The sequence below is a fragment of the Mesorhizobium sp. WSM4308 genome, assembly GCF_002294905.1.
Classification (GTDB): domain Bacteria; phylum Pseudomonadota; class Alphaproteobacteria; order Rhizobiales; family Rhizobiaceae; genus Mesorhizobium.
In genome coordinates this window covers 132,658-144,192 of the sequence record NZ_NSFW01000012.1, presented here as the reverse complement: position 1 = coordinate 144,192, position 11,535 = coordinate 132,658, and the positions used below count along the sequence as shown (strand labels likewise).

Sequence of the window (11,535 nt, the reverse complement as noted above, 5' to 3'; positions counted from 1 at the left end):
ACGATTGCCAAACACCAGCAAAATCCGCAAGTTCCAAAATCCGATTTCGACGATAGGCCTGATCGGGACGGTTGGCCCCGCTCTGGACAATTGGCATTGTCGCTGTGCAACAGCCTCACTATACCTTCGGGCAAAAGGCTGGCTTTTGACACATCAGTTTGCGGAGACCCGACATATGGCTGACGACACCAGTATTTTCATCGGCGCCAGCCGCAAGCCCGACGACAGCTATCAGCGCCCGGAGCAACTGCTGCTGCAATATGGGAATCGCCACGGCCTGGTGACCGGTGCCACCGGCACCGGCAAGACCGTCACCTTGCAGATCCTGGCCGAAGGTTTTTCGAATGCCGGCGTGCCGGTGTTTTGCGCTGACATCAAGGGCGACCTGTCCGGTATCGCGATGATGGGCACGGCGCAGGATTTCCTGGTCAAGCGGGCCGCGCAGGTCAAGCTCGACCCTTACGACTTCCAGGAATTCCCCGTCATCTTCTGGGACCTGTTCGGTGAACAGGGCCACCCCATTCGCGCCACCATTTCGGAAATGGGACCGCTTCTCCTGTCGCGGCTGATGAACCTGACCGACGCGCAGGAGGGCATCATGAACATTGCCTTCCGCATTGCCGATGAAGAAGGCCTGCTGCTTCTCGATCTCAAGGACCTGCAGGCTTTGCTTGCCAACATCGCCGAGCGCGCCGAGGAGATCAGCGCGCGCTACGGCAACGTCACCAAGCCATCGGTGGGTGCCATCCAGCGCACGCTGCTGGTGCTGGAGCAACAGGGCGCGGCCAACTTCTTCGGTGAGCCGGCCCTGCGCATCTCCGACATCATGCGCACCACGCGTGACGGCCGGGGCGCCGTCAGTGTGCTGGCCGCCGACAAGCTGATGATGAATCCGCGCCTCTACGCGACCTTCCTGCTTTGGCTGATGTCGGAGTTGTTCGAGGAACTGCCCGAAGTGGGAGATCCCGACCAGCCGAAGCTGGTGTTCTTCTTCGACGAGGCGCATCTGCTGTTTGACGAGGCGCCGAAGGTGCTGATCGACCGCGTCGAGCAGGTGGTCCGCCTGATCCGCTCGAAAGGCGTCGGCGTCTATTTCGTCACGCAGAACCCCCTGGATATCCCGGAAAAGGTCCTGGCCCAGCTCGGCAACCGCGTCCAGCACGCGCTGCGCGCCTATACGCCGCGTGAGCAGCAGGCGGTTCGAACGGCGGCGGAAACATTCCGCCCCAATCCCGATTTCGACTGCGCCATCACCATCACCCAGCTCGCCACCGGCGAGGCGCTGGTCTCGACGCTGGAGGCCAAGGGCGTGCCGTCCATGGTCCAGCGCACGCTGATCAGGCCGCCGTCGTCGCGGCTTGGACCCATAACCCCCGCCGAGCGGCAAAAGCTGATCGCGGAAAGTCCGGTCACTGGCCAGTATGATCAGGTCATCGACCGCGAATCGGCCTTCGAGATCCTGCAGAAAAAGGCCAAGGACGCACAGGACGCCGAGCAGCAGGCGCAGCAGGCAGGCACAGGCGGCTCGCGCTGGACCATACCGGGTTTCGGCAATGACGATCCCGCGCCGCAGTCCGGTGGCCGACGCGCGCCGGCGCCGCGCCCCTCCAATCGCCAGACCGTGGCGGAGGCCGCGATCAAGTCGGTGGTGCGCTCGGTGGGCTCGTCGGTCGGACGCGCGATCGTGCGCGGGATTTTGGGAAGCCTATCGAGAGGCCGTTAGACCTTAGCGCCGCGCGTTCCCTTGAACGCGGGGTGCTAAGCATCTGTATAGGCGCTGTCGGATCAGAAGATCGCGTCCGTCACCGCCTTGACCGGGCCGAGCAGCACCGATCCGTCCGGCACGCCGGCGTCGATCGGGATCGCCTTGTGGTTCGCCGTTGCCGCCGCCGCCATTGGCTGGCTGGCATCGCTGGTCACGATCACAGGGGTTTTCGAGGGCACGCGGTCATAGAGGTCGATGATGTCCTGGTTTATCAGGCGCACGCAGCCCGACGACACCGACTTGCCGATCGACTTCCATTCCGGCGAGCCGTGTAGGCGGTAAAGCGTGTCCACATTGCCCTGGAAGAGATAGAGCGCGCGCGCGCCGAGCGGGTTCTTCAGCCCGCCAGGCATGCCGCCATTGTCGGCGCTGTATGGCTTCAATTCCGGCTGCCGGGCGATCATCTCATCCGGCGGCGTCCATTTCGGCCATTTCTGCTTCCACTGGACGACGGCGTCGCCCGACCATTCGAAGCCGGCACGGCCGAGACCGACGCCGTAGCGGATGGCCTGGCCGCCCGGACGAACCAGATAGAGGAAATGGCCCGTCGTATCGACGACGATGGTTCCCGGCTTCTGCCCGGTCGGGTCGGGAACGATCTGGCGCAGGAACTGCGGATCGATCCTGTCGAAGGGGATGGCCGGCAGGTCGAAGCCGCCATCGCTGACGGCCGCGTACATCGACGCATAGTCGGCGAGCGGCGGCTCGACATAGGTCGGCGGCGGAGGCTCGACCGGTCCCGGCCCGGTGGTGGCGCATGCAGAAACCGCGATCGATGCGGCGCCCAATGCTGCGGCGTTGAGAAAGCCGCGACGGCTCAGGCGATAGGATTCGATTTCGGTTATGGACATGGCTGCCTTCTTTAGGACTCAAACTGCAACAAAGCGTGAATACGCTTGCCGCCACGCGGGTGCCTGACAACACCTGAGGCGATAGGTGGTTCCGATTCTGGCCCGAACGTGGACAAACAAAGGCGAAGCTGTGACTGCGCCGCCACTGTGGCGCCTAGGTCACAGCTCGACAGCTCAGGCGGTGACCAACGCCTCGAGGGTCGGCAGGATCAGGGCCGGCGGAAAATCCCGGTATTCCTCGGGCTGGTTGGAGCGGTTGATCCATACGGTGCGGAAGCCGAATTTGGTGGCGCCGGCAATGTCCCAGCGATTGGAGGACTGGAAGGACACCGCGCCGGGATAGAGGCGCCAGCCTGTGGCAACCATGTCATAGACCGCCGGGTCGGTCTTGAAGCGCCGCACCGTATCGACCGAATAGATGTCGTCCAGAACCTGATCGAGCGCGGCCGATTTGACCGCCGCTTCCAGCATTTCGGGCGAGCCGTTCGAGAGGATCGCCAGTCTGGCTCCGGAGGCCTTGAGTGCCTTCAGCACGGCCGGTACCTCCGGGTAGCAGTCCAGCCGCCAGTAGGCTTCCAGCAGTTTTGTCCTGAGGCCGGGATCGGCGGAGGGGACCTTGCGCAAGGCGAAGTCGAGCGCCTGCTCGGTCAGCTGCCAGAAATCGGCATAGGCGCCCATCAGCGAGCGCACCCAGGAATATTCGAGCTGTTTGGCGCGCCAGATTTCGGACAGCAATTGGCCGTCCGGGCCGATCCGGTCGGCATGCCGGCGCACGGCGGCATGCACGTCGAACAACGTGCCGTAGGCGTCGAAAACATAGGCGGCGTATTGCATGGCGACAGTTTTGAGGCGAGGCGAGGCAAGGTGCAAGCCTTGATTGCACCGCTGCGCCGCTGGCATCAACAAAACTCCCCAATGCCCGTTGACGGCGACGGCCAAAGCATCATCCAATGTTGTCACACAAGATTGATCGGAACGGGATAACGCGATGACACTGGCGGCAGCGGCGCAATCCGCGACATGGACTTTCGTCGACGGCGACTGGTACGAGGGCAATGTCGCCATTCTAGGCCCGCGCAGCCACGCCATGTGGCTCGGCACCAGCGTGTTCGACGGGGCACGCTGGTTCGAGGGCGTGGCGCCCGACCTCGACCTCCATGCCAGGCGGGTGAACGCCTCGGCGATCGCGCTCGGCCTCAAGCCGAACATGTCGCCCGAACAGATCGTCGGGCTGACCTGGGACGGGTTGAAGAAGTTCGATGGCAAGACGGCGGTCTATATCAGGCCGATGTACTGGGCCGAGCACGGCGGCTACATGGGCGTGCCGGCCGATCCCGCTTCGACCCGTTTTTGCCTCTGCCTCTATGAATCGCCGATGATCTCGCCGACCGGGTTTTCGGTGACGGTGTCGCCGTTCCGGCGCCCGACAATCGAAACCATGCCGACCAATGCCAAGGCCGGATGCCTCTATCCCAACAATGGCCGCGCCATCCTCGAAGCCAAGATGCGCGGCTTCGACAATGCTTTGGTGTTGGACATGCTGGGCAACGTCGCCGAGACCGGAAGCTCCAACATCTTCCTGGTCAAGGATGGACACGTGCTGACGCCGGCGCCGAACGGCACCTTCCTGTCCGGCATCACACGCTCGCGCACAATGACGCTGCTGGGCGAGTACGGATTCAAGACGACGGAAAAGACGCTGTCGGTGCGCGATTTCCTTGAAGCGGACGAAATCTTTTCGACCGGCAACCACTCCAAGGTGGTGCCGATCACCCGCATCGAGGATCGCAATCTGCAACCCGGCCCGGTGGCCAAGAAGGCGCGCGAGCTTTATTGGGATTGGGCGCATTCGCCGTCGGCCGGCTGACGCGCTGGTTCGGCCTTTTGTGGCTGCGCGCTTCGCCGCAGGAAAACCGTGTGACAGTTTTCCGGAACCCGCCTAGAAAGGGAACCGGCGCTTCACTTCCGGAGTTGTTCCAGCTCAATCCAGTCCTATCTTAATCCGGTATCCACACCGGATTTTTCCACGAGGGAGTACTACCCATGGCTTTTGAATTGCCCGCTCTGCCCTACGACTATGAGGCCTTGCAGCCTTACATGTCGAAAGAGACGCTGGAATATCACCACGACAAGCATCACAAAGCCTATGTCGACAATGGCAACAAGCTGGCTGCCGAGGCCGGAATGGGCGATCTGTCGGTCGAAGAGGTGGTCAAGCAGTCGTTCGGCAAGAATGCCGGTCTCTTCAACAATGCCGCGCAGCACTACAATCACATCCATTTCTGGAAGTGGATGAAGAAGGGCGGCGGCGGCAACAAGCTGCCGGGCGCGCTGCAGAAGGCTTTCGACAGCGATCTCGGCGGCTACGACAAGTTCAAGGCTGATTTCATCGCAGCCGGCACGACGCAGTTCGGTTCGGGCTGGGCCTGGGTTTCGGTCAAGGACGGCAAGCTGGCGATCTCGAAGACCCCGAACGGCGAAAACCCGCTCGTTCATGGCGCGTCGCCGATCCTCGGCGTCGACGTCTGGGAACACTCCTATTACATCGACTACCGCAACGCCCGCCCGAAATATCTCGAGGCATTCGTCGACAGCCTGATCAACTGGGATCATGTGCTGGAGCTCTACGACAAGGCGAAGTAATCGACAATCAGAAAGGCCCCGGCAATCCCGGGGCTTTTCTTTTTCTGTGCCGATATCAGTGGCTGCGAAGGCCCGGAAAAACCATCCAAGCAGAGGGAATATTCCCTCCGCCGCATCCGTTAACGTCGTGTCCCAAATACCTTCATCACGGAGCCAAATGAATGAGAAAGCTTGTCATCGCCATCTCAATGCTCGCCTTCGCCGGTTCGGCGGCCTTTGCCGATCCGATCATCGACCGGCAGGCTCTGATGAAGGAACGCGGAAAGATCGTCGGCGGCTTGGCGAAGGTCGCCAAGGGCGAGGACTCCTTTGATGCCGGCGCCGTGCTGACGCAGCTGCAGGCGTTGCAGGCGAATGCCGAGAAGTTCGACGTCGATGCGTTGTTCCCGAAAGGCAGCGATGCCGGCGACACCACGGCGGGGCCGAAAATCTGGGAAGACACGGCCGGCTTCAAGGCCGCCGAGGACAAGTATCTGTCCAACGTCAAGGCCGCGGTCGCGGCGGCTCCCGCCGATGTCGACGCGCTGAAGGCGCAAGTCGGCGCCATCGGTTCGGATTGCGGCACCTGCCATCAGGGCTACAGGGTCAAGAAGGGCTGATTGCCTGATATGGCATGGCTGAAGAAGCTCGTCGGCACGGCCATCATTCTGGGCGGCGTCGGCGCGGTCGGCGGTTGGCTGCTGTCGGCGCCGGTCAAGCTCGATGCCGCGGCCCTGGCGCAACTCGGGCCGGGCGACGCGATCAAGGGCAAGCGCATTTTCTATGCCGGCGGCTGCACCTCCTGCCATGCGAAGCCGGGCTCGCAGGGCGATGCCCGGCTTCAGCTGGTCGGCGGCCTCCAACTCAAGACGCCGTTCGGCACCTTTGTCCCGCCCAACATTTCGCAAGACCCCAAAGATGGCATCGGTGCGTGGTCGGTCGACGATCTCGCCAACGCCATGCTCAAGGGCGTTTCGCCGTCCGGTGAGCATTTCTATCCGGCCTTTCCCTACGCGTCCTATGCCCGCATGAAACCGTCGGACATTGCCGATCTCTATGCCTTCCTGAAGACGCTGCCCGCCATCGCCGGCAAGGCGCCGGACAATTCGCTCGGTTTCCCCTTCAACATCCGTCGCGGCATCGGCCTGTGGAAACGGCTCTATCTCAACAACCAGCCTGTTGTTGCCTTGGCCAGTAGCGCACCTGATCCGGTGGTAGCCGGCCGCTATCTGGTCGAGGGGCCGGGTCATTGCGGCGAATGCCACACGCCGCGTGACTTCGCAGGCGGGACGAAGAAAGGCGACTGGCTGGCGGGTGCCGTGGCGGCCGAGGGCTCAGGCATCGTGCCCAACATCACATCGGGCAAGGGCGGCCTCGCCAATTGGTCGGAAGCCGACATCGCCAACTACCTCGAAACCGGCTTCACGCCCAATTTCGATTCCGTCGGCGGCGCGATGGTCGACGTCCAGCGCAACATGGCCGAGCTGACAGCAGGGGACCGGGCCGCGATCGCCGCCTACCTCAAGGCTGTGCCGCCGCATCCAAACGGTTATCCCCCGCGCAAGCCGGCGAGTTGATTGTCGATTAGAGGTGCCGATCGCCGAGGAAATCGAATCCTGTCTCGAAGAAGTGGTTGTAGTTGCAGGTCAGTTCCTCACCGGGTGCGATGTCGCGCAAGGCATAGGTCTCCTCGGGTGAGGAGACATCGCAATTCGGCTCGTCGTCATGGTTCATGTAGCGGGCGTCGTCGGCTTCGAAGACGATATAGGCCGGATCGCGCCGGTCCGGGTAGGAATAGCGGTCGAGATAGTTCTTCACCGGCCCGCTCTCGCCCTCATAGGTTTCGACGTCGATGATCCGGTCGAAGCGGGGGTCGAGCTTCCAGATCAGCGTGCCCTTGGGGATGTGGTGCTTGGCAAAGACGCCAATGCCCTGGATCGGCGATTTGTCGAGATAGACGTCGACGAGCAGCATAATGGACCCTTGTGCGAGTGCGGGCTTCGTCGCCCGGGAAAGTCGTGCCTTGGGTTAACGCGCGACCATCGCAATTGCGAGTGGAAATGAGCAATGCGGAATTCAAAAAGTCATGATTGCCAAATCCAAAAGTGAACGTGCTGTCCGGAGCCTCAGCGTTGCTGCAAGGCCAGGCGGACGCCCAAGGCACAGTAGATGCCGCCGACAACCTTGCCCTGCCATTTCAGCACGGTCGGATTTCGACGCAGGAAGGAGCCGAGGCGACCGGCGCTCACGGCAAAGACGACCGTGCTGAAAAGACCGAGCACGACAAAGACAATTCCCAATACGGCCAATTGAAGCATCACCGTTCCGTTTTCGGGCCGCACGAACTGAGGCAGGAATGCCAGGAAAAACAGCGCGGTCTTGGGGTTGAGCACTTCGGTCAGGACAGCCTGCCGAAACGCCTTGCCGGCCGAGATCGCGAGCGCGCCGGCAGAGGGGTCGGTCGGCGTTTTCTCGATGATGGCGCGAATGCCGAGGTAAACGAGGTAGGCCGCGCCGATGTATTTTACGATGCTGAAAAGCGTCGCCGACGTGGCGATGATCGCCGAAATGCCGACCATCGCCATGACAGTGTGAAATATGTCGCCAGCCGCGATCCCGGCGCCGGTCGCGATCCCGACCTTCGTTCCCGAACTCGTCGCCCGGGCGATCGTCAACAGCGTGGCCGGACCCGGGATAAAGACAAAGCCGAGCACGACGGCGATATAGGCAATCAGCGTGGACAGATCGATCATTTGAGCGTCTCCTCGGCAAGCCGCGCCTTTCCCGTCACCTTCAGCGCGAAGGAATAGGTATAGGCGATTTCTTCCAGGCGTGAGAACCGGCCGGACGCGCCGGCATGGCCGGAATCCATGTTGATCTTGAACAGCACCGGATTGTTGCCGCTCTTGCGGTCGCGCAGCCGCGCCACCCATTTGGCCGGTTCCCAATAGGTGACGCGCGGATCGGTGAGGCCGGCGAGCGCCAGGATCGGCGGATAGTCGAGGGCCGCGACATTGTCGTAGGGCGAGTAGGCGGCGATGGTGCGGTAGTCATCGGCCGACGCGATCGGATTGCCCCATTCCGGCCATTCCGGCGGCGTCAGCGGCAAGGTCGCGTCGAGCATGGTGGTGAGCACGTCGACGAAGGGAACTTCGGCGACGATGCCGCCAAAACAGTCCGGCGCCATATTGGCGATGGCACCCATCAGCATGCCGCCGGCCGAGCCGCCTTGCGCGACCATGCGGTCATGCGCGGTATAGCGCTCGGCAACGAGATGGCGCGCACAGGCGATGAAATCCGTAAACGTGTTCATCTTGTGCGCCCGCTTGCCGTCATCATACCAGCCGTAACCCTTGTCCTTGCCGCCGCGGACATGAGCGATGGCGTAGACGAAGCCGCGGTCGACCAGCGACAGGCAGTTGGTGTTGAAGGCGGCCGGCACGGTGATGCCGTAGGAGCCGTAGCCGTAAAGCAGGCAAGGTGCCGATCCATCGAGCGGCGTGTCGCGATGATGCAGAAGCGAGATCGGCACCAACTCGCCATCGGCGGCGGGCGCCATCAGCCGCCTGGTGACATAATGGTCCGCATCATGGCCGGATGGGACTTCCTGGGTCTTGAGCAAGGCCCGTTCGCGGGTGCGCATATTGTAGTCGAACACCTGCGCCGGCGTCGTCATCGACGAATAGGAAAAGCGCATGATCTCGGTGTCGTATTCATAGGAGCCCGACAGGCCGAGCGAGAAAGCCTCCTCATCGAGAGACAGAAGATGCTCTTCGCCACTGGTGCGGTCGCGCACGACAATGCGCGGCAGTCCCTCCTTGCGCTCCAGCCGGACCATATGGTCCTTGAAGCCGATCACCGACAGGATCAGCCGGCCCGGTTCATGCGGCACCAGCTCCCGCCAGTTGGCGCGGACCGGATCGCTTGCCGGCGCCGTCATGATCTTGAAGTCCTTGGCGCCGTCCGCATTGGTCAGGATGAAGAAGATGTCGCCGCCTTCCTCCATCTCATATTGAAGGCCGGTCTCACGCGCCGCAACCAGTCTGGGTTCGGCAAACGGATCGCTGGCGCTCAACAGGCGATATTCCGAGGTCTCGTGATCGTTGATGCCGATCATGATCCATTGGTTGTCGCGGGTGCCGTCAACATTCATGAAGAAGCCCGGATCGGTTTCCTCATAGATCAGGCGGTCGGCTTCAGGGTCTTGTCCAAGCGCGTGGAACAGCACCTTCGAGGGCCGGTGGTTGGGGTCGAGGCGCGTATAGAAGAACCCGTCATTGCCAGCGTCCCACACGCCCGAGCCGCCTGTCGCGGGAATCCGGTCCGCCAGGTCCTTGCCATCGGCAAGGTCGCGCACGCGCAGCGTGTAGAACTCGGAACCCTTGTCGTCGAAGGCCCACAACAGCCTGCGGTGATCGGCCGAATGGTCGACACCGCCGAGCCGGAAATAGGGCTTGCCTTGCGCCTCGAGGTCGCCGTCGAGCAGGATCTGCTCGGTTCCGCCCGCGCGCGGCATGCGGAAATAGCGCGGCTGCTCGCCGCCGAGCTTGAAGGAAGACCCATAGGCATAGGCCCCGTCCTTCATCGGAACGGAAGAATCGTCTTCCTTGATGCGGCCCTTCATCTCCTTGAAAAGCTGCTTCTGCAGGTCTGAAGTATCGGCCATCAACTTTGACTGGTAGGCATTCTCGGCTTCGAGTTCGGCGCGGATGCCGGCATCGAGCAGGGAAGGGTCCCGAAACATCTCCTGCCAGTTGTCGGCCCGCAGCCAGGCATATTCATCGGTTCGCGTGATGCCGTGATGCGTGTCGTAAACCGGCCGCTTCTGCGGTGTCGGCGGGCTGACGATCGGAAATCGGGAAGTCTCGGTCATTGCGTCTCGCTTGGGAGCTATCTTGAATGATGAATGAACACGCCGATCAGCGTGGGTTCAAGGGTCCGTAACGTGGAGGTGTGTCGGCTCCATGAGGTGGGCCGGGAGGAAGGATGATGACTGATCTCGGATCGCTGCGACTTTCGCCGTTGCTTCGCTGACTCTGGTCTTTGCCGGCCAGTCTCATGCGACCGTATTCGCGGCTTGGCAAGTGGCCAATGTGCCGTTCGGCGACACGCTCAACGTGCGCAAATATCCCTCCGGCATCTCCCAGAAGCAGGCCGCATACCCGAACGGGGTCATCCTGCAGATGACCGGGCGATGCACCGGCGGCGTAAACCTGCTCGACATCGCCAATCAACCGGCATGGAAGCCACCAGACGGTTCGCTATCGCTGGTGCGAGGTCTGGCACGACCCGGCCAAGAACGGCGCTTTCGTCATCGGCTGGGCCTATGGCAAGTACATCGCCCCGTATTGATCGACGGTCGTCGATTGATCGTGATGCGGCCGGCGGGACATGTCGCCTGGTTGTCCGCGAAAAAGATGAGAGGCAACCTATGGTTTTGTGGACAGATGTGAACAACCAAGATTGACGGCGCCCTGGCAAAGCAAACCAGAGCATTGAAAATTGCTTTGTGAGTTATCGCGAATGTAACGCTCAGCTGACGTAACGTCAGGCGGAACCGGTTTGGCGAACGAAATATCGAAAAATTACATGATGCACGAAAGATTGAAGCTGACTGGCGAATAGTTGATCAACTTTCCTAAATATAATGCAAAGGGAGAATTGACTTACTTGCTCCATGGTCGCATTGATGTGCCCACGACACGAATCGTAGAAACACTACCTGCTCAAAATTCGTGCGATGCCCTGCCTGTAAAAAAGGGCGCATACCGACGTAACTCTTGTTGGGGCCTGAAGACCATGGATATTGTCGAAACACCTTCCAGAAACAACGATGCGCTGATCGAGCTGACCGCCGATGTGGTGGCCGCTTATGTCAGCAACAACCCCGTGCCGGTCGGCGAATTGCCGAACCTCATATCCGATGTCCATGCCGCTCTCGGGCGTGTGGGCGGAACCGCCGAACAGCCCCCTGCCGACAAGCAGAAGCCGGCTGTCAACCCGAAGCGCTCGGTTCATGACGATTACATTGTCTGCCTTGAAGACGGCAAGAAATTCAAGTCGCTCAAGCGTCACCTGATGACCCACTATGATCTGACGCCGGAGCAGTATCGCGAAAAGTGGAATCTCGACCCGAGCTATCCGATGGTTGCTCCGAACTATGCGGCAGCCCGCTCGCAGCTCGCCAAGAAGATGGGCCTTGGCCGCAAGCGCAAGGCGCGGTAGTCGCTGTTCCCTCAGGTCGAACCGACATCGACGGCGCCTTCGGGCGCCGTTTGATTTTGCGGAACAGGCTGG

General features: G+C 61.6%; 11 protein-coding genes and 1 pseudogene. 7 read left to right on the top strand and 5 right to left on the bottom strand.

Annotated features, from left to right (window positions below):
- Nucleotides 1–175 precede the first annotated feature (175 nt).
- Entirely contained in the window at nt 176–1,723 is a 1,548-nt protein-coding gene (locus tag CK227_RS22460) for a helicase HerA-like C-terminal domain-containing protein (protein ID WP_095770797.1), read from the top strand.
- Between the two features lie 62 nt (nt 1,724–1,785).
- On the opposite strand, the gene CK227_RS22455 is transcribed toward CK227_RS22460, so the two are convergent.
- Complete coding sequence (locus CK227_RS22455) at nt 1,786–2,616, bottom strand: L,D-transpeptidase (RefSeq protein ID WP_095770796.1); 831 nt, start codon at nt 2,614–2,616, stop codon at nt 1,786–1,788.
- Between the two features lie 174 nt (nt 2,617–2,790).
- Nucleotides 2,791–3,450 (bottom strand): haloacid dehalogenase type II, encoded by a 660-nt coding sequence (locus CK227_RS22450; RefSeq protein ID WP_095770795.1) that lies wholly within the window; start codon nt 3,448–3,450, stop codon nt 2,791–2,793.
- 154 nt (nt 3,451–3,604) lie between these two features.
- Here CK227_RS22450 and CK227_RS22445 point away from each other — a divergent pair, with 154 nt between their 5' ends.
- The 4 genes from CK227_RS22445 (at nt 3,605) to CK227_RS22430 (ending at nt 6,815) form a co-directional block, all read left to right on the top strand.
- Nucleotides 3,605–4,483 (top strand): branched-chain amino acid aminotransferase, encoded by an 879-nt coding sequence (locus CK227_RS22445; protein WP_095770794.1) that lies wholly within the window; start codon nt 3,605–3,607, stop codon nt 4,481–4,483.
- A gap of 176 nt (nt 4,484–4,659) precedes the next feature.
- Complete coding sequence (locus CK227_RS22440) at nt 4,660–5,259, top strand: superoxide dismutase (RefSeq protein ID WP_095770793.1); 600 nt, start codon at nt 4,660–4,662, stop codon at nt 5,257–5,259.
- A 161-nt stretch (nt 5,260–5,420) separates the two neighbouring features.
- Entirely contained in the window at nt 5,421–5,858 is a 438-nt protein-coding gene (locus CK227_RS22435; protein WP_095770792.1) for a cytochrome c, read from the top strand.
- Nucleotides 5,859–5,867: 9 nt separating this feature from the next.
- Complete coding sequence (locus tag CK227_RS22430) at nt 5,868–6,815, top strand: cytochrome c (protein ID WP_095770791.1); 948 nt, start codon at nt 5,868–5,870, stop codon at nt 6,813–6,815.
- A gap of 7 nt (nt 6,816–6,822) precedes the next feature.
- Here CK227_RS22430 and CK227_RS22425 read toward each other — a convergent pair whose 3' ends face one another.
- The 3 genes from CK227_RS22425 to CK227_RS22415 all read right to left on the bottom strand — a co-directional run bounded on the left by CK227_RS22425 (nt 6,823) and on the right by CK227_RS22415 (nt 10,111).
- Nucleotides 6,823–7,212: an SET domain-containing protein-lysine N-methyltransferase gene (locus CK227_RS22425; RefSeq protein ID WP_027046644.1), complete on the bottom strand. Its 390-nt coding sequence runs from the start codon at nt 7,210–7,212 to the stop codon at nt 6,823–6,825.
- Nucleotides 7,213–7,364: 152 nt separating this feature from the next.
- Nucleotides 7,365–7,991, bottom strand: a complete 627-nt coding sequence (locus CK227_RS22420) for a LysE family translocator (protein WP_095770790.1) — start codon at nt 7,989–7,991, stop codon at nt 7,365–7,367.
- Complete coding sequence (locus tag CK227_RS22415) at nt 7,988–10,111, bottom strand: S9 family peptidase (protein WP_095770789.1); 2,124 nt, start codon at nt 10,109–10,111, stop codon at nt 7,988–7,990. Before CK227_RS22415 ends, CK227_RS22420 begins: the two co-directional genes overlap by 4 nt.
- A gap of 157 nt (nt 10,112–10,268) precedes the next feature.
- On the opposite strand from CK227_RS22415, the pseudogene CK227_RS22410 reads away from it, so the two are divergent.
- Nucleotides 10,269–10,590: pseudogene (locus CK227_RS22410) on the top strand (SH3 domain-containing protein).
- 447 nt (nt 10,591–11,037) lie between these two features.
- Nucleotides 11,038–11,463: a MucR family transcriptional regulator gene (locus tag CK227_RS22405; protein ID WP_019857114.1), complete on the top strand. Its 426-nt coding sequence runs from the start codon at nt 11,038–11,040 to the stop codon at nt 11,461–11,463.
- The last annotated feature ends 72 nt before the right edge of the window (nt 11,464–11,535 follow it).